Raw genomic sequence first — 25,248 nt, forward strand, 5'->3', positions numbered from 1 at the left:
CCGGCGACACCGGGACAGCGACGAAGCAGGGCGGGAAGCGCCGGCAACAGCAGGAGGCGGCTTACGGTGAAGATCCGGGTGGAACGCGACGTACTCGCGGAGGCAGTGGCCTGGGCGGCGCGCAGCCTCCCGGCCCGTCCACCGGCGCCTGTACTCGCCGGCCTCCTGCTGAAGGCCGAGGAGGGCCAGCTGAGCCTGTCGAGCTTCGACTACGAGGTCTCGGCACGGGTCAGCGTCGAGGCGGAGGTCGACGAGGAGGGCACCGTCCTCGTCTCGGGCCGGCTGCTGGCGGACATCTCCCGGGCCCTCCCCAACCGGCCGGTGGAGATTTCCACAGACGGTGTACGGGCGACCGTGGTCTGCGGCTCCTCGCGGTTCACGCTCCACACCCTGCCCGTGGAGGAGTACCCGGCGCTGCCGCAGATGCCGAACGCGACCGGCACGGTCCCCGGCGAGGTCTTCGCCTCCGCCGTCTCCCAGGTCGCCATCGCGGCCGGCCGTGACGACACGCTGCCCGTCCTGACCGGTGTGCGCATCGAGATCGAGGGCGACACCGTGACGCTGGCCTCCACCGACCGCTACCGCTTCGCGGTCCGCGAGTTCCTGTGGAAGCCGGAGAACCCGGACGCCTCCGCGGTCGCCCTGGTGCCCGCCAAGACGCTCCTGGACACCGCCAAGGCGCTCACCAGCGGCGACAGCGTGATCCTGGCGCTGTCCGGCTCGGGCTCCGGCGAGGGCCTGATCGGTTTCGAGGGCGCCGGCCGTCGTACGACGACCCGCCTGCTGGAAGGCGATCTGCCGAAGTACCGCACGCTGTTCCCGACGGAGTTCAACTCCGTCGCGGTGATCGAGACCGCCCCCTTCGTGGAGGCCGTCAAGCGTGTGGCCCTGGTCGCCGAGCGGAACACCCCGGTGCGCCTCAGCTTCGAGCAGGGCGTGCTGATCCTGGAGGCCGGTTCCAGTGACGACGCACAGGCTGTGGAAAGGGTCGACGCCCAGCTGGACGGCGACGACATCTCGATCGCCTTCAACCCGACCTTCCTGCTGGACGGCCTGAGCGCGATCGACTCCCCGGTGGCGCAGCTGTCCTTCACGACCTCCACGAAGCCCGCGCTGCTCAGCGGCAAGCCGGCGCTCGACGCGGAGGCGGACGACGCGTACAAGTACCTGATCATGCCGGTGCGCCTCAGCGGCTGAGCCTCAGTCGCCCGCGAGGGGTTGTCCACAGGCCGTGGGAAAAGTCCCCGGCCTGTGGGGAGAACTCGCAGGTGAGGCGGAGCCTGTGGGTGTTCTTATGAGCGGGTATGCCCACAGGTGTGCGTGACCGTCCGGGTTTAGGCTCGGACACAGGTACGAAGGTGCCTGCCACGCCACAGCAACCTAAGGAACAACTGATGGAGCTCGGTCTCGTCGGCCTCGGCAAGATGGGCGGCAACATGCGCGAGCGGATCCGCCGCGCGGACCACACCGTCGTCGGATACGACCGCAACCCGGACCTCGCGGATGTCCACAGCCTGGAAGAGCTTGTGGGCAAGCTCAGCGCTCCGCGCGTCGTCTGGGTGATGGTCCCGGCCGGCGGGGCCACGCAGTCCACCATCGACGAGCTCGGCGAGCTGCTGGAGCCCGGGGACGTCGTCGTCGACGGCGGCAACTCCCGCTGGACGGACGACGAGAGGCACGCCGAGGAGCTGGCAGCCAAGGGCATCGGCTTCGTCGACTGCGGTGTCTCGGGCGGCGTCTGGGGCCTGGAGAACGGCTACGCGCTGATGTACGGCGGCGACGCGGAGAACGTCGCCAAGGTGCAGCCGGTGTTCGACGCCCTCAAGCCCGAGGGCGACTTCGGCGCGGTGCACGCCGGCAAGGTCGGCGCGGGCCACTTCGCGAAGATGGTCCACAACGGCATCGAGTACGCGATGATGCAGGCCTACGCCGAGGGCTGGGAGCTGCTGGAGAAGGTCGACTCCGTGGAGAACGTCCGCGAGGTCTTCCGCTCCTGGCAGGAGGGCACCGTCATCCGTTCCTGGCTGCTGGACCTGGCCGTCAACGCCCTGGACGACGACGAGCACCTGGCCGGGCTGCGCGGCTACGCGCAGGACTCCGGCGAGGGCCGCTGGACCGTGGAGGCGGCGATCGACAACGCCGTGCCGCTGCCCGCGATCACGGCCTCGCTGTTCGCGCGGTTCGCCTCCCGCCAGGACGACTCCCCGCAGATGAAGATGATCGCGGCGCTGCGCAACCAGTTCGGCGGCCACGCGGTCGAGAAGAAGTAACACCCTCCCGGAGCACGTCTTCGGGAGCGGACAGGCACCAGGAAGCTGAGGGAGGTCGGCGAACGACCATGCACGTCACGCATCTGTCGCTGGCCGACTTCCGCTCGTACGCCCGGGTCGAGGTTCCGCTCGACCCGGGCGTCACCGCCTTCGTCGGGCCGAACGGCCAGGGGAAGACGAACCTCGTCGAGGCCGTGGGCTATCTCGCCACCCTCGGCAGCCACCGTGTGGCCTCCGACACGCCCCTGGTGCGCATGGGCGCCGACCGGGCGGTGATCCGGGCACAGGTGCGGCAGGGCGAGCGGCAGCAACTGGTCGAGCTGGAGCTGAACCCGGGCAAGGCCAACCGCGCCCGCATCAACCGGTCCTCGCAGGTCAGACCGCGTGACGTGCTGGGCATCGTACGGACGGTGCTGTTCGCGCCGGAGGACCTGGCGCTGGTCAAGGGGGACCCCGGTGAGCGGCGGCGGTTCCTGGACGAGCTGATCACCGCGCGCTCTCCGCGGATGGCCGGGGTGCGCTCGGACTACGAGCGGGTGCTCAAGCAGCGCAACACCCTGCTGAAGACGACCGCGCTGGCCCGCCGGCACGGCGGACGGTCGATGGACCTGTCCACACTCGACGTGTGGGACCAGCATCTCGCGCGCGTGGGCGCCGAGTTGCTCGCGCAGCGCCTTGACCTGATCGCGGCGATCCAGCCGCTGGCCGACAAGGCGTACGAGCAGCTGGCGCCCGGAGGCGGTCCGCTCGCGCTGGAGTACAAGCCGTCGGCGCCCGGCGAGGCGCACACGCGCGAGGATCTCTACGCCCAGCTGATGGCGGCGCTCGCGGAGGCGCGCAAGCAGGAGGTCGAGCGGGGCGTGACCCTTGTGGGGCCGCACCGGGACGATCTCCAGCTCAAGCTCGGCCAGCTGCCCGCCAAGGGGTACGCCTCGCACGGCGAGTCCTGGTCCTACGCGCTGGCGCTGCGGCTGGCCTCCTACGACCTGTTGCGGGCCGAGGGCAACGAGCCGGTGCTGATCCTCGACGACGTGTTCGCCGAGCTCGACACCCGGCGGCGGGAGCGGCTGGCGGAACTGGTGGCGCCGGGCGAGCAGGTGCTGGTGACGGCGGCCGTGGACGACGACGTGCCGCATGTGCTGACCGGCGCGCGGTACACGGTGTTGGCCGGGACGGTGGAGCGCGTATGAGCGTCCTGGCCCCCGCCCCGCGGGAGGTGCGCGGATGAGCGGGTCCGACCGGCCCAAGACGCCCGAGCCCTCCGGCGTCGACCTCGCGCGCGTGGCGCTGCGCGCCGCGAAGGAGGCGGCACGCGCGCGTGGGGACGCGGCGCAGCAGAAGAAGCAGGCGCGGCGCGGGGGGCTGCGGTCCGGCGCCCGCGCCGACGGCCGGGACCCGATGGCGCTGGGCTCCGCGATCAACCGGCTGATCAGCGAGCGGGGCTGGGAGACGCCGGCGGCGGTGGGCGGTGTCATGGGGCGCTGGCCGCAGATCGTCGGTGAGGACGTGGCCAAGCACTGTGTCCCCGAGCGTTACGACGAGGACGAGCGGGTTCTGGTCGTGCGCTGCGACTCGACGGCCTGGGCGACGAATCTGCGGCTGCTGGCGCCGACGTTGGTCGCCCGGCTGAACCAGGATCTCGGGCATGGCGCGGTGCGGCTCCTGAAGGTCATGGGGCCCGGCGGCGGGCCCCGCCGGTACGGGCCGCTGCGGGCGCCGGGGAGCACGGGGCCGGGCGACACGTACGGGTGAGCCGCGGGTGCGCGGGTCCGCGTGCCGCTGTGGCCGGGCGGGTGCGGCCGCGTCGTGGTGGTTCGCGCAGTTCTGCGCGCCCCTTCCTGGTGTCTGCGGCGTTGTATGGGGGTTCTGCGTAGTTCCCGCGCCCCTGTCGAGGGCCGTGGTCGGGCGGGGTGTGGTGGCGTTGTGGCTGTTCGCGCTGTTTCCCGGGCTCGTTCCGGGGTGCCTGCCCACCCCTGTGAAGGGTGAGTGACGGACTTCACATCGCCGACTTGGCGCGGACCGTTTTCGGCCGCCCGCTCCGCCGTGCCGCGCAACCGCACGCGGGTGCGAATCCCGACCTGACCCGCGAGTAGCGAAGGGTTGACGGGTCGAAGCGCTGAATGGCTCCGTGAGCCTCTTGGAGCCCCCATCCGCATATCGGGAGTCCTCCGAGCCGGGTTCAGGGCGGCACATGCGGACTCAGGTACCGGCAAACCCCCATCAGTGTCAGTGCTACCGGTAGACTGGAAGACAATCCCGCCCCGCACAGTGGGGGACGCTCGGGAGAAGCTGAGCAACGCTGATCAAGGCTTACCAACGCAACATGCCGCAGCCGCTCCGGCAACCGCCGACGAGCTCGGCTCGTGCTGTGCCAGAAAGGGCGCTTCGTGGCCGATTCCGGCAACCCCAACGAGAACATCCCGTCCACCGAGGCCCCGGCCGGAGTTGCTGAGGCCTCGGGCGCGGCGTACGACGCCAGCGCGATCACCGTCCTCGAAGGTCTGGACGCGGTCCGCAAGCGGCCGGGCATGTACATCGGCTCGACCGGTGAGCGAGGCCTGCACCACCTGGTGCAGGAGGTCGTCGACAACTCCGTCGACGAGGCGCTGGCCGGGCACGCGGACACGATCGACGTCACGGTCCTCGCCGACGGCGGCGTGCGCGTGATCGACAACGGCCGTGGCATCCCGGTGGACATCCACCCCGTCGAGAAGAAGCCCGCCGTCGAGGTCGTGCTCACCGTGCTGCACGCGGGCGGCAAGTTCGGCGGCGGCGGCTACGCGGTCTCCGGTGGTCTGCACGGCGTCGGCGTCTCGGTCGTCAACGCCCTGTCCACCAAGGTGAGCGTCGAGATCAAGCGCGACGGCTTCCGCTGGACGCAGGACTACAAGATGGGCGTCCCGACCGCCCCCCTCGTCAAGCACGAGGCGGTCGAGGACTCCGGCACGTCGGTGACCTTCTGGGCCGACCCGGACATCTTCGAGACCACGGAGTACTCCTTCGAGACGCTGTCCCGGCGTTTCCAGGAGATGGCCTTCCTCAACAAGGGCCTGACCATCAAGCTCACCGACGAGCGCGAGTCGGCCAAGGCCACCTCCGGCGCCGACGAGGCGGGCGGTGACGAGAAGGCCGAGGTCAAGACCGTCACGTACCACTACGAAGGCGGCATCGTCGACTTCGTGAAGTACCTCAACTCCCGCAAGGGAGAGCTGGTCCACCCCTCCGTCATCGACCTCGAGGCCGAGGACAAGGAGAGGCACCTCTCCATCGAGGTCGCGATGCAGTGGAACAGCAGCTACACCGAGGGCGTCTACTCGTTCGCGAACATCATCCACACGCACGAGGGCGGCACCCACGAAGAGGGCTTCCGCGCCGCGCTGACCAACCTGATCAACAAGTACGCGCGCGACAAGAAGCTGCTGCGCGAGAAGGACGACAACCTCACGGGTGACGACATCCGCGAGGGTCTGACGGCGATCATCTCGGTCAAGCTGAGCGAGCCGCAGTTCGAGGGCCAGACCAAGACCAAGCTGGGCAACACCGAGGCGAAGACCTTCGTGCAGAAGGCCGTCTACGAGCACCTCAACGACTGGCTGGACCGCAACCCGAACGAGGCGGCGGACATCGTCCGCAAGGGCATCCAGGCGGCCACCGCGCGCGTGGCGGCCCGCAAGGCGCGCGACCTGACCCGTCGCAAGGGCCTGCTGGAGACCGCGTCCCTGCCGGGCAAGCTCTCCGACTGCCAGTCGAACGACCCCACCAAGTGCGAGATCTTCATCGTCGAGGGTGACTCCGCCGGCGGTTCGGCCAAGTCCGGCCGCAACCCCGAGGTCCAGGCGATCCTCCCGATCCGCGGCAAGATCCTGAACGTCGAGAAGGCCCGGATCGACAAGATCCTGCAGAACCAGGAGATCCAGGCGCTGATCTCCGCCTTCGGCACCGGCGTGCACGAGGACTTCGACATCGAGAAGCTCCGCTATCACAAGATCATCCTGATGGCGGACGCCGACGTCGACGGCCAGCACATCAACACCCTGCTGCTGACCTTCCTGTTCCGCTTCATGCGGCCGCTGGTCGAGGCCGGTCACGTCTACCTGTCGCGTCCCCCGCTGTACAAGATCAAGTGGGGCCGCGAGGACCTGGAGTACGCCTACTCCGACCGCGAGCGCGACGCCCTGATCGAGATGGGCCGCCAGCGCGGCAAGCGCATCCGCGAGGACTCCATCCAGCGCTTCAAGGGCCTCGGCGAGATGAACGCCGAGGAGCTGCGCGTGACGACCATGGACCAGGAGCACCGCGTCCTGGGCCAGGTCACCCTCGACGACGCCGCCCAGGCCGACGACCTGTTCTCGGTCCTGATGGGCGAGGACGTCGAGGCGCGCCGCCAGTTCATCCAGCGCAACGCCAAGGACGTCCGCTTCCTCGACATCTGAGTCGGTCTCAGCTGACCGCACCAGGAAGGATCCTCACCAGCAATGACCGACGAGAACACTCCCGTGACGCCGGGCGAAGAGGCACTCTCGCTGCGCGTCGAGCCCGTCGGGCTCGAGACCGAGATGCAGCGTTCGTATCTCGACTACGCGATGTCCGTCATCGTCTCCCGCGCGCTGCCCGACGTCCGTGACGGCCTCAAGCCCGTCCACCGGCGTGTGCTGTACGCGATGTACGACGGCGGCTACCGCCCCGAGCGCGGCTTCTACAAGTGCGCGCGCGTCGTCGGCGACGTCATGGGCAACTACCACCCGCACGGCGACAGTTCCATCTACGACGCCCTGGTCCGCCTCGCGCAGCCCTGGGCGATGCGGATGCCGCTCGTCGACTCCAACGGCAACTTCGGCTCCCCGGGCAACGACCCGGCGGCCGCCATGCGCTACACCGAGTGCAAGATGGCGCCGCTGTCGATGGAGATGGTCCGCGACATCGACGAGGAGACCGTCGACTTCACGGACAACTACGACGGCCGCTCCCAGGAGCCGACCGTCCTGCCCGCCCGCTTCCCGAACCTGCTGATCAACGGCTCCGCGGGTATCGCGGTCGGCATGGCGACCAACATCCCGCCGCACAACCTGCGCGAGGTCGCGGCCGGCGCCCAGTGGTACCTGGAGAACCCCGAGGCGTCCCACGAGGACCTGCTGGACGCCCTCGTCGAGCGCATCAAGGGCCCGGACTTCCCGACCGGCGCGCTGGTCGTGGGCCGCAAGGGCATCGAGGAGGCCTACCGCACCGGCCGCGGCTCGATCACCATGCGCGCGGTCGTCGAGGTCGAGGAGATCCAGAACCGCCAGTGCCTGGTGGTCACGGAGCTGCCCTACCAGGTCAACCCCGACAACCTCGCGCAGAAGATCGCCGACCTGGTCAAGGACGGCAAGATCGGCGGCATCGCCGACGTCCGCGACGAGACGTCCAGCCGCACCGGCCAGCGCCTGGTGATCGTCCTGAAGCGGGACGCGGTCGCGAAGGTCGTGCTGAACAACCTCTACAAGCACACCGACCTGCAGACGAACTTCGGCGCCAACATGCTGGCGCTGGTCGACGGCGTGCCGCGCACGCTGTCCCTCGACGCCTTCATCCGCCACTGGGTGCAGCACCAGATCGAGGTCATCGTCCGCCGTACGCGTTTCCGGCTGCGCAAGGCGGAGGAGCGCGCGCACATCCTGCGCGGTCTGCTGAAGGCCCTGGACGCCATCGACGAGGTCATCGCGCTGATCCGGCGCAGCGACACCGTGGACATCGCCCGGCACGGCCTGATGGACCTGCTGGAGATCGACGAGATCCAGGCCAACGCGATCCTGGAGATGCAGCTCCGCCGGCTCGCGGCCCTGGAGCGGCAGAAGATCGTCCAGGAGCACGACGAGCTCCAGGCGAAGATCAACGAGTACAACCGGATCCTGGCCTCCCCGGTCCGCCAGCGCGGCATCGTCAGCGAGGAGCTCGCCGCGATCGTCGAGAAGTACGGCGACGACCGCAAGACCCAGCTGATCCCCTACGACGGTGACATGTCCATCGAGGACCTCATCGCCGAGGAGGACATCGTCGTCACCGTCACGCGCGGCGGCTATGTCAAGCGCACCAAGGCGGACGACTACCGCGCCCAGAAGCGCGGCGGCAAGGGCGTGCGCGGGGCGAAGCTGAAGGAGGACGACATCGTCGACCACTTCTTCGTCTCCACCACGCACCACTGGCTGCTGTTCTTCACCAACAAGGGCCGGGTGTACCGGGCCAAGGCCTACGAGCTGCCGGACGCCGGCCGGGACGCGCGCGGCCAGCACGTCGCCAACCTGCTGGCCTTCCAGCCGGACGAGGCGATCGCCGAGATCCTCGCGATCCGCGACTACGAGGCGGTGCCCTACCTGGTCCTGGCGACCAAGGCGGGCCTGGTGAAGAAGACCTCGCTGAAGGACTACGACTCCCCGCGTTCCGGCGGTGTCATCGCCATCAACCTGCGCGAGCGCGAGGACGGCAGCGACGACGAGCTGATCGGTGCCGAGCTGGTCTCCGCCGAGGACGATCTGCTGCTGATCAGCAGGAAGGCGCAGTCGATCCGGTTCACCGCGACCGACGACGCGCTGCGTCCGATGGGCCGTGCCACCTCGGGTGTGAAGGGCATGAGTTTCCGCGAGGGGGACGAGCTGCTCTCGATGAATGTTGTTCGACCCGGTACGTTCGTGTTCACTGCCACCGACGGCGGGTACGCGAAGCGGACCCCTGTCGACGAGTACCGCGTCCAGGGCCGTGGCGGCCTCGGTATCAAGGCCGCCAAGATCGTGGAGGACCGCGGTTCTCTCGTCGGTGCGCTGGTGGTCGAGGAGACCGATGAGATCCTCGCCATCACGCTCGGCGGCGGTGTGATTCGTACGCGAGTCAACGAGGTCAGGGAGACGGGCCGTGACACCATGGGCGTCCAACTGATCAATCTTGGCAAGCGCGATGCCGTGGTCGGTATCGCACGCAACGCCGAGGCGGGGCGCGAGGCGGAGGAGGTCGACGGCGAGGATGCCGTGGACGAGACCGCCGAGGGCGCCACGCCCACCGGCACGGACGAGGGCGATGCGCCCTCGGCCGAGTAGCACGAGGAGAGAGTCATCGTGAGCGGAGCCACGGGCGCCGGGTCGTCCGGTACGTCGGCCGGCACCCCGACCGGCACGGACGGCGCGGGCCGTGGCTCCGCCGCGCATGGCGTCGGCGGCGCGCCCCACGCGCCCTCGTACGGCACTCATGGATCCCAGGGGGGAACTGTGACGGACACCCGAGGCCCGCACACCCAGCACTACGCGGCTGGAGCGGGCCCGGCCGCACCCGGAGCCGATCCGCACGCGGGTTCCCCGCTGCCGGGCGAACGGCAGCCGCAGCAGCAGGCGGGGCCCTACCACCCGCCGCAGGCCTATCAGACCCAGGGCGGGGACACCGGCGGCGTGCGCCGGCCGCGTACCGGAGCGCGCACCACACCGCGGGTGCGCAAGGCACGGCTGCGGGTGGCCAAGGCCGACCCGTGGTCGGTGATGAAGGTCAGCTTCCTGCTCTCCATCGCGCTCGGCATCTGCACCATCGTCGCCTCGGCGGTGCTGTGGATGGTCATGGACGCCATGGGCGTCTTCTCGACGGTCGGCGGCACCATCTCCGAGGCGACCGGGTCGAACGAGTCCAACGGCTTCGACCTGCAGTCGTTCCTGTCGCTGCCGAACGTCCTGATGTTCACGACGATCATCGCGGTCATCGACGTCGTCCTCGCGACGGCGCTGGCCACGCTCGGTGCGTTCATCTACAACCTGTCCGCGGGCTTCGTGGGTGGGGTGGAGCTGACGCTCGCCGAGGACGAGTGAGTCGCCGCAGGTAACCGATTTTGGGACTGCGCGGGTCGTGCGCTAATCTTCAGGAGTCAGCGCGCGGGACACACACCGCAAGCGCGGCGGGGCTATAGCTCAGTTGGTTAGAGCGCATCCCTGATAAGGATGAGGCCACAGGTTCAAATCCTGTTAGCCCCACATATGCGGATCGGGCGTCTTCCCTACGGGAGGCGCCCGATCTTCGTTTACGGCTTGGAGACCGACGGTTCCTTTTCCCGCGAGCTCCACGTCACCCTCGCGGCGAATGCGGTGCGCCGGCGTCGGTCCGCTCTCCTGACCCGGTCCCCTCGTCCGGCACCGGTCCCTCCCCTCGTGGGGACCGCTGCCGGACGCGGGGATTCGAGTTCGACCCGGCCGGCGTGGATCGAGCGACCGCCCGCTCGTAGGGTGGCTCCCGGGCGCGTTCGCGGGTGCAGCGTGATCCTGCCTGCTGAGACCTGCCAGGAGGAGCGTCCGGTCTCCGGAACGGGGTTTTGTCGCAGGTCAGCCGTATAGAGTGAGTTTTCCGGTCCGGACGTCCAGACGCGGAGGGAAGCCAGGGGTGGACACCTTGAGTGGCGACTCAGGGGCGCGCACAGCCCTCGCCGAGCGTCTCGCCCTGCTCTACCGGGAGGCCGGCAATCCGCCGCTCAAGCGGGTGTCCGAGGCCGTGGCGCGCCTGCAGCGGGTCGACGAACGGGGGCGCCCGGTACGGGTCTCCGCCCAGCGGATCAGCGACTGGCGGCGCGCCCGGAACGTGCCCGCCCAGTTCGCCGCCCTCGCCGCCGTGCTGCACGTCCTGATACCCCAGGCGCGGCGCCTCAGGCCCGCCCCCGTCTCGCCCGGCCTGTACGAGCTGACGCAGTGGCAGCGGCTGTGGGAGCGTGCGCTGGCCGGTCCGGCCGCGCCCGCCGAGGAACCGGAGCCCCGGCAGGAGCAGCCCGTCTCCGGGGTGTGTCCCTACCGGGGGCTCGCGTCCTACCGGCGGCAGGACGCCCGCTGGTTCTTCGGCCGGGAGCGCAGCACCGCCGCTCTGGTCGCCCAGTTGCGCGAGGTGACGGACGGCGGCGGGCTGGTGATGCTCGTCGGCGCCTCCGGGGCGGGCAAGTCCTCGCTGCTGAGCGCCGGACTCGTGCCCTTGTTGCGGGAGGACGCCGGGAACGCGCGCGAGGTCCTCCAGTTCGTGCCGGGCGCCGATCCACTGGCCGAACTGACCCGCCGGGTACCCGGGCTGGCCGACGCGCCGGAGCCGGACGCCGAGGGCTTCACCGAGGCCGTGCACCGGGCGGTGGCCGCGTGGGCCGGACCCGGTGAGCGGCCCGTCGTCATCGTGGACCAGTTCGAGGAGGCTTTCACCCTATGCTCCGACGACCGTGTCCGGCGCGCCTTCGTGCAGACCCTGCACGCGGCGGCCTCCCCCGGCTCCTCCGGCGGGACGGCGCCCGTCCTGGTAGTGCTGGGCATACGCGCCGACTTCTACGAGCAGTGCCTGCGGTATCCGGAGCTGGCCGACGCTCTTCAGCACCGGCACATGGTGCTCGGCCCGCTCACCACCGCCGAGCTGCGGGAGGCGGTCACGGGACCGGCGAAGGCGGTCGGGCTTGAACTCGAACCCGGCCTCGCGGAGCTGATCGTCCGTGAGGTGAGCGCCGACGGGCCGCGCGGAGCGCACGACGCGGGCGTCCTGCCGCTGCTGTCGCACGCCCTGCTCGCCACCTGGCAGCGCCGCAAGGGCGGCAGGCTCACCCTGGCCGGCTACCGGGCGGCGGGCGGTATCCAGGGCGCGGTCGCCGCGACCGCCGAGCGCGCCTGGTCGGGGCTCGACCCGGCGGCCCGTACGGCGGCCCGGCTGCTGCTGCTCCGGCTCGTCCGGCTGGGCGAGGACACCCAGGCCACCCGCCGCCGCGGCACCCGGCGCCAGCTCGCCCAGGAGTCGACCGACCCGGGCAAGACCGAGGAGTCCCTCGAGGCGCTGGTCCGCGCCCGGCTGGTGACGCTGGACGCCGAGACCGTGGAGATCACCCACGAGGCGCTGCTGCACGCCTGGCCCCGGCTGCGCGACTGGATCGACGAGGACCGCACCGGCAACCTGCTGCGTCAGCGCCTGGAGGAGGACGGCCGGGCCTGGGAGGACTCCCGGCGTGACACCGCCCTGCTCTACCGCGGCTCACGGCTCGAACAGGCCCACGGCTGGGCCGGGTCGGCCGGGGACACGCTGCTGACCCGCAGCGCGGTGGAGTTCCTGGCCGCCTCGTTACGGCTGCGCCGGCGCACGGTGTGGATCAGCCGGACCGCGGTGGCGGCCCTGCTGGTCCTCGCCGTCGTCGCGGTGGGCTCGGCGATCGTCGCCTGGCAGCAGCGCGACGACGCCGTGTTCGAGCATGTGCTGGCCGAGGCCGACCGGGTGCAGTACACCGACCCGTCGCTGTCCGCCCAGCTGGACCTGGTCGCCCACCGGCTGCGGCCAGGCGACGAGGGCACCGTCAACCGGCTGGTCTCCATCGTCAACGCCCCCCTCGCCACCCCGCTGGAGGGCCACAAGGGCGCCGTCTACCTGACCAGCTGGCGCTCCGACGGCCGGGTGCTCGCCACCGCCAGCTACGACCGGACCGTCCGCCTGTGGGACACCGCCGACCCGACCCGCCCGAAGCCCCTGGGCAAGCCGCTCACCGGGCACACCAGCTGGGTGAGCACGGCCGTGTTCGGCTCCGGTGGAGACGTCCTCGCCAGCGCGGCGGACGACGGCACCATCCGGATGTGGGACGTACGCGACCCCGCCCGCCCCGAGCCGCTGGGCCCGCCCGTGACCGGCCACGACGGCACGATCTACCTGCTCGCCTTCAGCCCCGACGGGCGCACCCTGGCCGCCGCCACCGAGGACCATGTCGTCCGTCTGTGGGATCTCGCCGACCCGGCCCGGCCGAAGCCGCTCGGCACGGTCGCCGGGCACACCGAGGCGGTCCGCGCCCTCGCCTTCAGCCCGGACGGCCGTACGCTCGCCACCGGCGGCGACGACGACACCGTACGGCTGTGGGACATGGCCGACCGGCGGCGGCCCGAGGCGCTCGGCGGGCCGCTGACCGGGCACCGGGGGACCGTGCACTCGGTGGCGTTCAGCCCGGACGGGCGCACGCTCGCCTCCGGCAGCGGGGACGACACCGTCCAACTGTGGGACGTTCCGGGGGCCAAGGCCCTCGGCGCACCCCTGACCGGGCACACCGGGCCCGTGTGGTCGGTGGCGTTCAGCCCGGACGGGACGATGCTCGCGGCGGGCAGCGCGGACTCCACGGCGAGCCTGTGGAACGTGCGCAACCCTGCCTTCCCCTCGCAGGTCGGCGAGCCGCTCGCGGGCAGCAGCGGCGAGATGTACGCGGTGGGGTTCCGCCCCGACGGACGGACCCTGGCGACCGGCAGCGGCGACAGCAGGGTGCGGCTGTGGTCGATCCCCACCTCGGACATGATCGGCAGGATCGGCGCCTTCCGGCCGGACGGGCGGGTGCTGGCCACGTCCTCGCGCGACGAACGGGTACGGCTGTGGGACGTGCGCCGGGCCGGGCGGCCCGTTCTGCTCGGTGAGCCGTTCCTGCCCGCCCGGGGCGACGCGCAGTCCCTCGCCTTCTCGCCCGACGGCCGGGTGCTGGCGGTGATCACCGGCAGCAGTGCCGTACAGCTCTGGGACGTCTCCGACCCCTCCCACCCGGTGCCGCACGGCCGCCCGCTCGCGCTGCACACCCGGTTCGCCGGGCCCGGCACGCTGGCCTTCAGCCCGGACGGCCGGACCCTCGCGACCGCCTACGAGGACCGCTCCCTGCGCCTGTGGGACGTCTCCGACCCGGCCCGTCCGCGCCCCTTCGGCGCACCCCTGACCGGCCACACCGGCTATGTCAACGCGCTCGTCTTCAGCCCCGACGGACGGGTGCTCGCCAGTGGTGGCGCCGACGGCGCGATCCGGCTGTGGCGCGTCGCGGAGCCGCGCCGGGCCGCCCAGCTGGGGGAGCCGCTGACCGGGCACTCCGGGCCGGTCAACGCCCTCGCCTACAGCCCCGACGGGCACACGCTGGCCGCGGGCAGCGACGACAACACCGTGCGGCTGTGGGACATCGCCGACCCGCTGCGGGCGGGCGCGCTGTCCGCGCTCAAGGGGCACAGCGAGGCCATCGTGTCGCTCACCTTCAGCCCGGACGGCCTGACCCTCGCCTCCGGCGGCAACGACGACACGGTCCGGCTCTGGGACGTGGCCGACCCGTCCGACGCCTCGGCGATCGGCCAGTCGATGAGCCCCAACGCCCGGACCGGCACCTTCCTGGCCTTCAGCCCCGGCAGCCACATGCTGGGGGTCTCCAGCGGCACGGACACCGTGCGCCTGTGGGACCTCGACGTCGACACGGCCGTGCAGCGGATCTGTGCGGTCACGCGCGGGGTGCTGACGCCGGACCGATGGCGGGAGTACCTGCCGCGGCTGTCCTACGAGTCGCCCTGCGGGGAGCGGTGAGGCGCGTCATTGACAGCCTTGTTAGGGTTGTTGTCAGCCCGGTCGCTGGTGCATCCCCCGTCGCCAGCGACCGGGCCTTTCGCGTCCCGCGGCGAACGGAGCCGTTCATGGGACTGTGCATCTGAGGACTCGTCAGTTACCTTCCGGGCAGTGCGGCCGGTGCCGTGCTTCTCGCGAAGGGGTGTGCCATGCCGATGCGTCCCCGCAGTCCGCAGCCCCCGGGTGCGCCCCGGTGGGTCGCGATGTTCCACCGGCCCTCCGACGGCTCCTGGGCCGTGGGCGCCGAGTCGCCGTACCGGGCGCCCGTGCTCTATGCCGCCGGCCAGATGACCCAGACGCTCCGGGCCCGCGGTGACGAGGCCGCCGTGGAGCTGTGGGGCCCGGAGGGCGGCGAGTGGCGGAGGTTCACCGCGGAGGTGAAGACCCCGCCCGCCCCGGAGGCTCCCGAGGGCGACGCCGAGCCGTTGTTTCACGTGAAACATGTGGAGCGGATGGGCGACCGCCGTCAGCAGGTCCTGATGGCCGGGCTGGGCAGCGCGGGCCTGTACGACCTCACGGCCGAGGACCAGTCGGCCGTCGAGGCGCTTGTGGACCGGCTGGACGAGGCCACACTGCGGAGGGTCGCGCAGTGGCTGGCACTCGCTGGTGGCCGCTGAGCGCCGGTTCGCCGACCCGGAGCCTGGGCAGTCACCCCTCGTGACCACCCCAGGATCAGGAGCTCGCATGAAGGTGTCCATCGACCCGGAGCTCTGCTACGGCTCCAACGACTGCGCGTACCGGGTGCCTGCCGTGTTCACGGTCTCCGACGGCCTCGGTGCCGTGCTGCCGGGCCAGGAGGGCGCGGGGGAGGATCCGTCGGTGCGGGATGCCGCCGAGAAGTGCCCTTCGCAGGCGATACGCATCGAGGGGTGAACTCCCTGCCGGGGTGTGAGCTGCCCCCGTGGAGAGGCGGGCCTACCCCGGTCGGCGCCAGCCCAGGTCCGTCAGGGCCAGCGCCCTCGCCTCGGCGACAGCAGCGCGGGCGGCCCGCTCGGCCGGGTCCACATGGGCCTCCTGGCCGGTCGCCTGGCCGTCCCACTTGCGGTAGAGCAGTCCCACCTCGGCGGAGAACCACCCACGGCTCACCGCGTCCAGAGCGAGCAGCAGGCCGGTGTCCTCCGAGGCGGGCAACGCCATCCAGCCGCCGAGCGCGAGCAGCAGATCCCGTCGTACGCAGAGCGTGGCCGGGTGGACCGGGGCGCGGAAGGCGTGGGACTTCCAGTGGGCGAGGACCGTGCCGGGCGTGATCGGGCCGGGCTCGGGGTCGCCGGGGAAGCCCACGGTGGAGCCGTCGGGAAGGACGTCCAGGGCGCGCGAGGTGGCCCAGCCGATCGTGCGGTCGGCTTCCAGAGCGGCGAGATCGCGGGCGAGCGCACCCGGTGCGAGCCGGTCGTCGGCGTCCAGGACCTTCACATAGCCGCCGTCCGCGTGCGCCAGCGCGAGCGTGCGGGCCACACCGGGCCCTCCGGGGCGTCCCGGGCGTCCCTGGCGGAAGGTCACCCGGGGGTCGTCGGGCACATGCAGGGCGACGGTGTCCGTCCGGCCGTCCTCCTGGACCAGCCAGTGCCACTCCCAGCCCTGTGGCAGCTCCTGGGCGCACAGCGAGTCGTAGGCGTCCGGGAGGAAGCGGGCGGAGGGTGCGTGGACAGCGGTGAGGACGGTGACACGCCGGTTCACGGCGGCCTTCACCACCTTTCCGGATAGGTGGTGAACGCCGTCTCCGTACGGTCGCGGGCAGGGTGACGCGGGAGAGGTCCACCGGGCGGTCATGAGCGGCTCGTCATGATCAGCCTACGGTTCCGGGGCGGACGTGCCGAGGGCGCCTCCCCGTCGAGAGGCGTTCTTCGCGTGGGCAGTTGGGCCCGACAGACAGAGAACCAGTGCTCTGCGACGGCCTGTTGATCGACATTTGGCTCGCTCTCCGGTCTCTTCGCCTGAGAGCGGGGGAAGTTACGTCGAACGGGCGTGGGTGCGCATGAAGGCCCGGACGCCGAAGGGTGCGGTCGGGCCTGCCCATGGAGGTGTGGTGCGCGGAGTCGTGCGCAGGGTCCGTACGTGCATGACGTGCATGCGTGACGTACGCGGATGTCCTGCGTGATTCCGGTAGCCGTGACGGCATGGGCGCGTCACGGTGAGCGCGTCGTACTGGTGGGCCGGGAGCGTGCCTCTGGGGGAGCGGTGGTGCTTCGATCTGCGGGGCCGGGCTGTCTGGCAAGGGGTGTGGCTTCGTTGCGGGGAGGTGGTGCTGCTTCGTTGCGTGAGGCGGGCATCCGGGGATGCCGTCCGGCTTCGTCCTGGGGGTGGTCCTGCGAGGCAGGGCATCTGCGGGAGCACGGCGGTCAGCGCTGGAGCGGGATCGTGGCGCTCAGGGTGCCCTGGTGGCTGACGGTGGGGCCGACGGGGCTGTCGGTACGGCCGCTGGTGCGGCTGAGGGGGGAACCGCCGGCGTTGCCTGCCGCGGAGCCGCTGGTGATGCCGTCGGTGTGGCCGGCCGCGGAGCTGTCGGTACGGCCGTCGGTGTGGGTGTCGGACTCGGTGCCGGTGGCGCAGGAACCGGTCTGCGGCGCGTCGGCTTCCTCGGCGTCCGTGAGTGGGAGGGTGCGGCAGCCTGGAGTCCTGCCATGGGCCTCGGCACGGATGCGCTGCTTCATCGTGGGAGGCAGTGACCTGGCTTGGGACCAGGCCGCCCAGAGCGGCGTCGCCGCCGACGCCGCGAGCGGGGCGTCGGTGTTGCGGGCGGCCTCGCTCTGCGGTACCGACGCGGCCGCGGCCGTACCGGCGGTGGTGGTGACGAGACCGAGCGCCGTGCAGAGCGCGAGGAAGGCGGTGACGAAGGCGGTCCACAGCTGCATGACCTTGTTCCGGGCCATGACACCTCACTTTCGGGTTGGGCGATTTGCGTACTTTCCTCATGATGTGTATGCGGGCTGCGAAGTGGTGGACCGACGCCCGGGGCGCGTCGATCGTCAGATGAACACCACCCGGATGGACGCGGCGGCCCCCGAAAAGGCCCGGGAATGCCCGGGCTCGGCTCGGAAGGTCAGAGGAAGGAATGAATTGTCACGTTCCGTGGAGGTGTGATCACCCTCAGATCGCAATGATGTCCGGCCGTCTACTGCGCTGCCCCGGAACGGAGTTGAGGCCCGGACACAGGTCACCGATCGATATCGGTCGGTGTGTATAGTCGGGCGCCAGAGGTCCCCTACGTCAACGAAAGACGAGGTCGCGCGGTGAAGAAGCTTCTCCTGGTCGCACTGGCCGCCATCGGCGGGCTCCTCGTGTACCGCCAGATCCAGGCGGATCGCGCCGAGCAGGATCTGTGGACGGAGGCGACCGACTCCGTGCCCACGGGTTCCTGAGTCCCAGAATTCAAGATTCCGAACAGACCCCGGCCGCCTGTGCGGTCGGGGTTTTGTGTGTCCGGGGCGCGCGGCAGGATGGGCCCCTGGCCGACGAGGAGGGGTGGCACGCGATGGGGCGGCGTACGGGCTGGTGGCCGACGAGGGCGGAACGCGGCCGGCTCCCGGCAAGCGCACTCCCCCGCATGTTCTCGGCCGCACGCGTGGCCGCGTCGATGGTGTGCGTGGCCGCCGCCCTCGGCGCGCTGACCGGGACGTACCCGCAACCCGCCGCCGCGGCCGAGACTGCGGACGGCTACGCCTTCGCCGACGACGCCCTCCCCGTCACGGCCGCGCAGAGCACCACGGGCGCCGAGCGCCTGCGACTGGGCGGCACCTACCGCAGCAGCGTGGCGGTCGCCACGCAGGCGTACTACCGCCTCGACCTCGACGCCGCGGCCGACGCCTATGTCGCGGCCACGGTCGTCCCGCCGCCGGGCACCTCCGTCACCACGCTCGACGGGATCAAGGTGTCGGTCCAGGACGTCGACGGCGGCGTCTGCGACCAGGACACCGAGACCTTCGGCAGCGTCCGCAGCGCCCGCCCGCTCACCGCGTGGGCCGTACGGGAACTGACCTCCCGCCGCTCACGCTGCCAGGAGGCGGGGACGTACTACGTCGTCGTCGAGGCGGTGAAGTCCGACGACGAGGTGTTCGCGCCGGAGGAATGGGAGCTGGAGCTGGTCACCGTGTCGGAGCCGAAACTCGAGCGGTCCGGAGCCACCGAGGCGCCCGACTCCTGGAACTCAGCCCCGCCCTCCGGCCTGACCGGCGACCCCGGTCCCCGTACCGGCGGCGCGGGCTTCACACAGGCCACCCGCCTCGGTCAGGGCGTCTGGGAGGACGAGGTCCGGCCCGGGCAGACCCTCTTCTACGAGGTACCCCTGGGCTGGGGACAGCAGCTGTACGCCACCGCCGAGCTGGGCAGCTCGCCCGGCGGGTCCGGTGCCACGGCCGGCGCTCTCGAGCTGACCCTCTACAACCCGGTGCGCGGTCCGGTCGAGGACGAACGCGTCGGGTACTACGGGCGGCAGCAGTCCGCCGAACTGGACCCGCTGCCGCCGGTCGCCCACGAGAACCGGTTCGCCGTGTCCGACCGGATCAGCGGCATGCGGTTCGCGGGTTCGTACTACCTCGTCGTGCACCTCGCCGACCAGGTGGCAGAACGTTTCGGCGACGAGGCTCTCGGCCTCACGCTGCGCGTGCGCGTCGAAGGTGTGCCGCGCTCCGGGCCGGACTACGCGGGGGAGTCGCAGCCGAAGGGGCTGTTCGAGGCCGAGGGGGCGAGCGGACTGCCCTCGTCGCCCGGGGGAGGCGGGTCGGGGACGGCCACGGCTCGCGAGGCGACCGACGACGACACGGCGATGACGGCACTCGCGGTGGGCGGCCTCGGTGGCGGTACCGCTCTGCTGGCGGGGCTGGGGGTCTGGACGGTTGCGGCGCGGCGGCGGGCGGGGTAGGGCGCGTTGCGGGGGCCGCGGGGCTCGTGGGGCCTGCGAAGCCGTCGAGACGTGTCAGCCGTCCAGTGTGTCGTGCCGTTCAGATCTGCCGAACGGCTCAGATCCGCGTCAGAGCCCAGAAGCCCACGGCGTAGCAGACCAGCGCGAGCAGCAGCACCGGGACGGTCACGGCCGGGGGCGGCCCCGGGCGCCTACGGCGACGGCGGCGGTGCTGGCCGTCACCGCGGGGGGCGGGGGTGGCCGCGGGCCGCGGATCTTCCTGCGCGGGAGTGGGAACCCGCGAGTCCCGGGCGGTGTACGAGGCAGTGGAGGCATCGCTGAGCGGCTGAGGGGCGAACGGGGCATGAGCGGGTTGGCGGGGCGTCCGCGGGGAGGGCGCCTCGGCGGGGCGGGGCGGGCCCGGGGGAGCCTGTGGGAGCTGGTCCTCGCCGTGTATCTGCTGGTGACGAGGGTGGACGCCGGACGGCGGGGGAGCCGGGGGGCCGGTCGGTGCCTGGGGCCGGTGCTGGGCCGGGTCCGGGGGCTGTGGGACGGATCGTGGCCGGGAAGCCGTCACGGGAGGCGGCAGATGGAAGCTCCCGGTGTCCGACATGGAGACCTGGGCGGCGGACCCGCTGTCGGCTCGGCCGGAGTCCGGCACCGACCCCAGGCCCTGACGGGGATCGCTCGGCACAGAGCCGGTGGAGCCGGTGCCGCTCCCGCGCACGGGAGGAGCGGCCGGGGAAGCAGGGGGGGAACCGGCGGCGAGGCCGGCCCGGACCGTCGTCCCCGATGTGTCTCCCGACGGCTCCTCCACACCCGGCGCCCGCTTGAGCGGCCCGGTGGCCCCGAACCCCGAGGGCAGCGGCCCCAGCTGGTCGAAGATCTCGATCAGCTCGTCGTCGACCCCCGGCTCCGGCAGCAGCTCGGTCGTGGAGGCGAGCGCCTTGCGGGCTCCGTTGGCGGTGCGGAAGCGCGCCTGCGGGTCCGGCTGCAGCAGGGTCGCCACGATCTGCCACAGCGGCTCGGGAATGCCCTTGGGGGCGCTGGGTGTGCCATGGGCCGTGAAGTAGTCGACGAGGGCCTTGCTGTCCGGCTTGGCGCCCTCCAGGAGGTACAGCGCGACCAGGCCGACGGCGAACAGGTCGGACGGGAAGTCCGGTTCCGCGCCCAGGAGTTGTTCGGGGGCGAGATAACCGGGTGTGCCCACCACGAGGTTGGTCTCGGTCAGGCGTGGCTCGCCCAGCCGCATGGCGATGCCGAAGTCGGACAGCCGTAGCCGGGGACGCCCGGTTCCGGTGGCCTCCAGCAGCAGGTTGGCGGGCTTGATGTCGCGGTGCACCACGCCCTCGGCGTGCACGGCGGCCAGGCCGGAGAGCAGCTGGTCGAGCAGAAGGGCGACGAAGGAGGGCGGCAGGGGGCCGTAGTCCCCGACGAGGCGGACCAGCGACCCTCCGGCGACCAGGTCCATCGTGAACAGGACCTTGTCGTCGTCGGCGGCCCAGCTGGCGGGAGCGAGGACATGGGGGTGATCGATCCGCAGCGCCTGCTCACGGACGAACCGCAGCAGTGAGTGGGCGTCGCGCTGCTGGAGCACCTTGGCGGCCACGTACCGGCGCCGGCGGTGGTCCCAGGCGCGCCAGACGGCGCCGACGCCTCCGCGTCCGATCGGATCGGCCAGTTCGTACCGGCCGGCGAACACCTCACCCATCGCTGTGCGCTGCTCCTCCCCCTGCGCAGGACGTCCGCCCAGGCCCCCGAGATCCCTCGCTCCCCTTACTCCCCCGGCATTGCGCCGGTACTCCCCCGTGGCCCGACCCCGTGGCCCGACCTCGGGGCCCGACCCCGTAGTCCGGGACCGTCCTACCCGACGGTCCTCAGGAGCCGCTCTACCCGACGGCTGCCAGCCCGGCCGCCGCCCCCACGGCGCGCCGGGCCGGACGGTCAGTTCTGGTGGGACTGGTAGTGGGCGACGGCGTCGGAGGTACGGCCGGCGCCGTAGACACGGAGGAACTCCGCGAGCTCGGGGTGGGTGGGCGCGAGGGAGTCGGCGGCGTCGATGATGTCACCGGCGGCGGCGACGGAACGCAGCAGCGACTGGATCTCCCGGACGACGCGCTTGACGGTCGGGGCACCCGAAGTGCTGGTCGCCTGCGTCACGTTGCTCAGCACTGAGCCCCCTTGCGACTTCTTGATCTCGTCCATCCGCTCGGTGGCCTCGGCGGCGCTGACACTGCCGTCGGCGACCTGCGCGGCCAGCTCCTGGAGCAGCTGGACGCGCTGGACGACGGCAGGGTTGCCGATCTTCGCCCGCTGACCGCTCATCAGCTGCGACAGCATCGGTGCCGAGAGTCCCAGTACCCCCGCGAGACGAGCCTGGTTGAGCCCAAGATCGTCGATGAGCTTACGGAAGAGCGCCCCCAGCGGCTCCCCGTACCAGTTCCGCTGCAGTTCCCGCGCTCTCGCGGTGGCTTCCTGCTGTGCGGCGTCCATTGCGTCTCCCCATCGCTTCCCCAAGAACCGCGGTTCGCTGTAGCGAACCACGGTTGAGCATCTTACGGAGAGTGGTCGGCCACAGGGAGCCCCAATCTTTTTGCGAGATCCCGGGGGTGACCCGGTACTCTGGTCTGCGGCGCCTGCCGGTGCGAACGACTTCCGGCGGGGCGCTTGTCGCGGGGCCTTAGCTCAGTTGGTAGAGCGCTGTCTTTGCATGGCAGATGTCAGGGGTTCGACTCCCCTAGGCTCCACCCCGTACAACCCCTTCCACCTGCGGAAACGCGGTGGGAGGGGTTGTTTTTTCGTCCCCGGGCGTGAAGCGCGGGCGGTGCGCGGCGGTCGCGAAGTACGGGGCTGTGCGCGGCAGTTCCGTGTGAGGGGGGTCCGGGCGCGGGCTCCGCCCCCGGGAAACGGCGGAGCCGCCCGCGGTGTCCCGCGGGCGGCTCACCGGCCGGTCGTCCCTTCGGGGCTCAGCGCCCGTCCTCCCGCTCGGCCGCCTCTTCCTCGGCCTCCTTGGCCTGGACCTCCGGGTCGAGGACGTCGCTGCCGTCCACGGACGTCAGGGGGCCGGACTCGGGGACCTCGGTAGCGGCGGGGGGCTCCACCAGCCAGTCCGGGTTGGACTGCTTGTCCCACCACTTCCAGGCAGCGAAGGCGGTACCCGCCAGCAGGCCGGTCACGGCGAGGAACTTCACCGCGCGACGGCCTCGGGCCCGGCGCTCGTGATGGCGGATGATCTTGCGGATGTCCTCGGGCGTGACCTGGCCGCGCAGGGCGGCCAGTGTGGCGACGCCCCGGGCGGCCGCCTCGTCCCTCACGGGTCCGGCCGCGGCCACGGCCTGCTCGATCATCGGCCGGGAGTATTCGGCGGCCTGACGCGAGTACTCCGCTGCCTGCCGGGCGGCCACGCGCGCGCGTGCCGCCGCGTCATGCGCGGCCAGGTCGACCATGGGCGGCACATGGGTACGTACTTCCGCGATACGGGGCGCGAGATGGGACTCGTACTGCACACGGGCCTGCCCGGCGGCCAGGGCGACCTTCGGCGCGATGCGTACGCGCGCCTCCTGCGCGTAGTGCGCGGCCCTTTCCTTGGCGGTGTCGGCGTAGGGCGCCACCACTTCCGCGGCGTGCAGCACGCTGTCCTTCGCCGAGCCGGTCGCGGCGCGCACGCTGTCGATGCGGGTCACGGGATCCTCCTCCTCGGTGGCGATACGTTAATTCGACTTTCCACCCTTTTACGGATCATGCCTGCTGGAGCGTCCTGCGGCATGTGAGGGCGGGCATTTGGGTTCCGATGGACATGATCGACCCCAAAAGGGGCGAATGAGAGGCAACGGGGGCTTGTCGTCGACAATGCCACGGATTGCCCCGTCCCGCTGCGGAACACCGGGGGCGGGCGACGGACGGCGCCCGGCGTGCGAGGATCGGGGGGTCACAGAAAGACAACGGAAGGCAGATCGTGGCCGAGCAGCTCTACGCCACCCTGAAGACCAACCACGGCGACATCGAGATCCGGCTGTTCCCGGACCACGCGCCGCAGACGGTCAAGAACTTCGTCGAGCTCGCCCAGGGCGAGCGGGAGTGGGTCAACCCGGCCACCGGCGCGAAGTCCACGGACAGGCTCTACGACGGCACGGTCTTCCACCGCGTCATCAGCGGCTTCATGATCCAGGGCGGTGACCCGCTGGGCAACGGCACGGGCGGCCCGGGCTACCAGTTCGGGGACGAGTTCCACCCGGACCTGCGCTTCGACAAGCCGTACCTGCTGGCCATGGCCAACGCCGGCCCGGGCACCAACGGCTCGCAGTTCTTCATCACCGTCTCCCCGACGGCCTGGCTGACCCGCAAGCACACCATCTTCGGTGAGGTCACCGACGCGGCGAGCCAGAAGATCGTGGACGCCATCGCGGGTATCCAGACCAACCCGCGCACCGACCGCCCGCTGAACGACGTGGTCATCGAGTCGGTCGTGGTCGAGAAGCGCTAGGGCCTGCCCGGCAGAGCCCGGAGCCGGCCGGTCCCGGGCCCGTCGGGTCCGGCACCGGCCGCAGGGAACCATCGGCCCCGCTCGTCCGTAGGGATGGGCGGGGCTACTTTTACGCCCCCGGACGACGACTCACGACCTCAGACGACTCACGACCTCAGACGACGACCGAGGTGACATCGATGGAGCAGCAGGTGCCGGACGCGCAGCCCGTCCCGGTGTGCTACCGCCACCCGGACCGCGAGACCGGCGTGCGCTGCACCCGCTGCGAGCGCCCCATCTGCCCCGAGTGCATGATCAGCGCCTCGGTGGGCTTCCAGTGCCCCGACTGTGTGCGGGGGACCGGCGGGAGCGGCCCCGCCTCGCGGGCGACGGCTCCGCGCACCATCGCCGGCGCCACGATGGTGGGCGACACCCGCCTGGTCACCAAGATCCTGATCGGGATCAATCTCGCGGTCTTCATCGCGGTCCAGGTGTCGGACGAGCTGCTGGCGAGGCTGGTCCTGATCGGGTCCTGGCCGCCCGCCCCCTGGATGCCGACGGAGGGCGTCGCGGAGGGCGAGTGGTACCGGCTGCTGACCTCGGCGTTCACCCACCAGGAGTTCTGGCACATCGGCTTCAACCTGCTGAACCTGTGGCTGCTGGGCAGCCAGGTGGAGGCGACCCTGGGCCGGGCGCGCTATCTCACGCTCTATCTGGTGTCCGGGCTCGCGGGCAGTACCGTCGCCTATCTGCTGGAGTCGCCGACCACGGCGACGCTGGGGGCCTCCGGTGCCGTCTTCGGCCTGTTCGGCGCCTACGGCGTCCTGATGCGCAGACAGAACTACGACCTGCGTCCGATGGTGCTGCTGCTGGCGATCAGCATGATCTTCGCCTTCAGTCCCGGCTCGAACGTCTCCTGGCAGGCGCATCTCGGCGGTCTGGTGGCCGGCGTCGTGATCACCTACGCGATGGTGCACGCCCCGCGGGAGCGGCGGGCGCTCGTGCAGTACGGGACCTGTGGGCTGGTGCTCGGCGTGATCGTTCTCGCCACCCTTTTGAGGACCCTCCAGCTCACCTGAGCGGCCTGTTGTCCACAGCCTGTCGCGGATCTTGTGCACAGTGTGCGGGAACAACTGTGCCCCCTGTAGCTGAACCGTGGTTCCGCAGGTCAGGCAGGGGGCAAACAGGTTTTCGAGCTGACGGTGACGCCGGTAGTTCCGTCACACCGGCGTCAACCTCGGCGAGGTTATCCACAGATCGTCTTTCTTTTCCCCAGCATGTGGAAAGGTGCTGTGGATAACTCAGTGGATAGCCGTGGGCAGAGC

At 71.2% G+C, this 25,248-nt stretch carries 19 protein-coding genes and 2 tRNA genes; 16 read left to right on the top strand and 5 right to left on the bottom strand.

Annotated elements, in window-relative coordinates; all coding sequences use genetic code 11:
* Window positions 1-66 precede the first annotated feature (66 nt).
* The 11 genes from dnaN to ACFYR0_RS10275 all read left to right on the top strand — a co-directional run bounded on the left by dnaN (window position 67) and on the right by ACFYR0_RS10275 (window position 15,497).
* Window positions 67-1,197: a DNA polymerase III subunit beta gene (gene dnaN / locus ACFYR0_RS10225; protein ID WP_386377898.1), complete on the top strand. Its 1,131-nt coding sequence runs from the start codon at window positions 67-69 to the stop codon at window positions 1,195-1,197.
* A 197-nt stretch (window positions 1,198-1,394) separates the two neighbouring features.
* Entirely contained in the window at window positions 1,395-2,270 is an 876-nt protein-coding gene (gnd, locus tag ACFYR0_RS10230) for a phosphogluconate dehydrogenase (NAD(+)-dependent, decarboxylating) (RefSeq protein ID WP_389324258.1), read from the top strand.
* A 68-nt stretch (window positions 2,271-2,338) separates the two neighbouring features.
* Window positions 2,339-3,460, top strand: coding sequence for a DNA replication/repair protein RecF (recF, locus tag ACFYR0_RS10235; RefSeq protein WP_389324261.1), 1,122 nt, complete (start codon window positions 2,339-2,341; stop codon window positions 3,458-3,460).
* Window positions 3,461-3,494: 34 nt separating this feature from the next.
* Window positions 3,495-4,022, top strand: coding sequence for a DUF721 domain-containing protein (locus ACFYR0_RS10240; protein ID WP_389324264.1), 528 nt, complete (start codon window positions 3,495-3,497; stop codon window positions 4,020-4,022).
* 611 nt (window positions 4,023-4,633) lie between these two features.
* Window positions 4,634-6,703, top strand: a complete 2,070-nt coding sequence (gene gyrB, locus ACFYR0_RS10245; RefSeq protein ID WP_389324267.1) for a DNA topoisomerase (ATP-hydrolyzing) subunit B — start codon at window positions 4,634-4,636, stop codon at window positions 6,701-6,703.
* A gap of 42 nt (window positions 6,704-6,745) precedes the next feature.
* Entirely contained in the window at window positions 6,746-9,337 is a 2,592-nt protein-coding gene (gene gyrA / locus ACFYR0_RS10250) for a DNA gyrase subunit A (protein WP_389324270.1), read from the top strand.
* Between the two features lie 18 nt (window positions 9,338-9,355).
* Entirely contained in the window at window positions 9,356-10,090 is a 735-nt protein-coding gene (locus tag ACFYR0_RS10255) for a DUF3566 domain-containing protein (RefSeq protein ID WP_389324273.1), read from the top strand.
* 88 nt (window positions 10,091-10,178) lie between these two features.
* Window positions 10,179-10,252 (top strand) — tRNA-Ile (locus ACFYR0_RS10260).
* Window positions 10,253-10,655: 403 nt separating this feature from the next.
* Entirely contained in the window at window positions 10,656-14,585 is a 3,930-nt protein-coding gene (locus ACFYR0_RS10265; RefSeq protein WP_389324276.1) for an AAA family ATPase, read from the top strand.
* A 188-nt stretch (window positions 14,586-14,773) separates the two neighbouring features.
* On the top strand, window positions 14,774-15,241 hold the full coding sequence (locus tag ACFYR0_RS10270; RefSeq protein ID WP_389324279.1) for a hypothetical protein: 468 nt from the start codon (window positions 14,774-14,776) through the stop codon (window positions 15,239-15,241).
* A 67-nt stretch (window positions 15,242-15,308) separates the two neighbouring features.
* Window positions 15,309-15,497: a ferredoxin gene (locus ACFYR0_RS10275; RefSeq protein ID WP_389324282.1), complete on the top strand. Its 189-nt coding sequence runs from the start codon at window positions 15,309-15,311 to the stop codon at window positions 15,495-15,497.
* A 42-nt stretch (window positions 15,498-15,539) separates the two neighbouring features.
* Here ACFYR0_RS10275 and ACFYR0_RS10280 read toward each other — a convergent pair whose 3' ends face one another.
* Window positions 15,540-16,301, bottom strand: a complete 762-nt coding sequence (locus ACFYR0_RS10280; RefSeq protein WP_389324285.1) for a glycosyltransferase family 2 protein — start codon at window positions 16,299-16,301, stop codon at window positions 15,540-15,542.
* 662 nt (window positions 16,302-16,963) lie between these two features.
* On the bottom strand, window positions 16,964-17,494 hold the full coding sequence (locus ACFYR0_RS10285; protein ID WP_389324288.1) for a DUF6344 domain-containing protein: 531 nt from the start codon (window positions 17,492-17,494) through the stop codon (window positions 16,964-16,966).
* A 360-nt stretch (window positions 17,495-17,854) separates the two neighbouring features.
* On the opposite strand from ACFYR0_RS10285, the gene ACFYR0_RS10290 reads away from it, so the two are divergent.
* A complete protein-coding gene (locus ACFYR0_RS10290; RefSeq protein ID WP_003999697.1) occupies window positions 17,855-17,983 on the top strand; it encodes a DLW-39 family protein in 129 nt (42 codons plus the stop codon).
* A gap of 185 nt (window positions 17,984-18,168) precedes the next feature.
* Window positions 18,169-19,482 (top strand): hypothetical protein, encoded by a 1,314-nt coding sequence (locus ACFYR0_RS10295; RefSeq protein ID WP_389324291.1) that lies wholly within the window; start codon window positions 18,169-18,171, stop codon window positions 19,480-19,482.
* Between the two features lie 97 nt (window positions 19,483-19,579).
* Here the strand turns inward: ACFYR0_RS10295 and ACFYR0_RS10300 are convergent, their stop codons facing one another.
* On the bottom strand, window positions 19,580-21,172 hold the full coding sequence (locus tag ACFYR0_RS10300; protein ID WP_389324294.1) for a protein kinase: 1,593 nt from the start codon (window positions 21,170-21,172) through the stop codon (window positions 19,580-19,582).
* 233 nt (window positions 21,173-21,405) lie between these two features.
* Entirely contained in the window at window positions 21,406-21,954 is a 549-nt protein-coding gene (locus ACFYR0_RS10305; protein ID WP_389324297.1) for a helix-turn-helix domain-containing protein, read from the bottom strand.
* 181 nt (window positions 21,955-22,135) lie between these two features.
* On the opposite strand from ACFYR0_RS10305, the gene ACFYR0_RS10310 reads away from it, so the two are divergent.
* Window positions 22,136-22,208 (top strand) — tRNA-Ala (locus tag ACFYR0_RS10310).
* A gap of 219 nt (window positions 22,209-22,427) precedes the next feature.
* Here the strand turns inward: ACFYR0_RS10310 and ACFYR0_RS10315 are convergent.
* A complete protein-coding gene (locus ACFYR0_RS10315) occupies window positions 22,428-23,144 on the bottom strand; it encodes a DUF5324 family protein (protein WP_389324300.1) in 717 nt (238 codons plus the stop codon).
* A 272-nt stretch (window positions 23,145-23,416) separates the two neighbouring features.
* Between ACFYR0_RS10315 and ACFYR0_RS10320 the strand changes: the two genes are divergently transcribed.
* A complete protein-coding gene (locus tag ACFYR0_RS10320) occupies window positions 23,417-23,944 on the top strand; it encodes a peptidylprolyl isomerase (protein ID WP_389324303.1) in 528 nt (175 codons plus the stop codon).
* Window positions 23,945-24,123: 179 nt separating this feature from the next.
* Window positions 24,124-25,002, top strand: a complete 879-nt coding sequence (locus ACFYR0_RS10325; protein ID WP_389324306.1) for a rhomboid family intramembrane serine protease — start codon at window positions 24,124-24,126, stop codon at window positions 25,000-25,002.
* The last annotated feature ends 246 nt before the right edge of the window (window positions 25,003-25,248 follow it).

Source organism: Streptomyces sp. NPDC005017, assembly GCF_042873115.1.
Lineage (GTDB): Bacteria > Actinomycetota > Actinomycetes > Streptomycetales > Streptomycetaceae > Streptomyces.

What these genes read in the sequence shown, in the direction of transcription:
- ACFYR0_RS10325 (WP_389324306.1), top strand. Translation starts at nt 24,124, where the DNA reads ATGGAGCAGCAGGTGCCGGACGCGCAGCCCGTCCCGGTGTGCTACCGC.
- ACFYR0_RS10305 (WP_389324297.1), bottom strand. Translation starts at nt 21,954, where the DNA reads ATGGACGCCGCACAGCAGGAAGCCACCGCGAGAGCGCGGGAACTGCAG.
- recF (WP_389324261.1), top strand. Translation starts at nt 2,339, where the DNA reads ATGCACGTCACGCATCTGTCGCTGGCCGACTTCCGCTCGTACGCCCGG.
- ACFYR0_RS10275 (WP_389324282.1), top strand. Translation starts at nt 15,309, where the DNA reads ATGAAGGTGTCCATCGACCCGGAGCTCTGCTACGGCTCCAACGACTGC.
- ACFYR0_RS10295 (WP_389324291.1), top strand. Translation starts at nt 18,169, where the DNA reads ATGTTCTCGGCCGCACGCGTGGCCGCGTCGATGGTGTGCGTGGCCGCC.
- ACFYR0_RS10270 (WP_389324279.1), top strand. Translation starts at nt 14,774, where the DNA reads ATGCCGATGCGTCCCCGCAGTCCGCAGCCCCCGGGTGCGCCCCGGTGG.
- ACFYR0_RS10285 (WP_389324288.1), bottom strand. Translation starts at nt 17,494, where the DNA reads ATGGCCCGGAACAAGGTCATGCAGCTGTGGACCGCCTTCGTCACCGCC.
- gnd (WP_389324258.1), top strand. Translation starts at nt 1,395, where the DNA reads ATGGAGCTCGGTCTCGTCGGCCTCGGCAAGATGGGCGGCAACATGCGC.
- ACFYR0_RS10300 (WP_389324294.1), bottom strand. Translation starts at nt 21,172, where the DNA reads ATGGGTGAGGTGTTCGCCGGCCGGTACGAACTGGCCGATCCGATCGGA.
- ACFYR0_RS10240 (WP_389324264.1), top strand. Translation starts at nt 3,495, where the DNA reads ATGAGCGGGTCCGACCGGCCCAAGACGCCCGAGCCCTCCGGCGTCGAC.
- gyrA (WP_389324270.1), top strand. Translation starts at nt 6,746, where the DNA reads ATGACCGACGAGAACACTCCCGTGACGCCGGGCGAAGAGGCACTCTCG.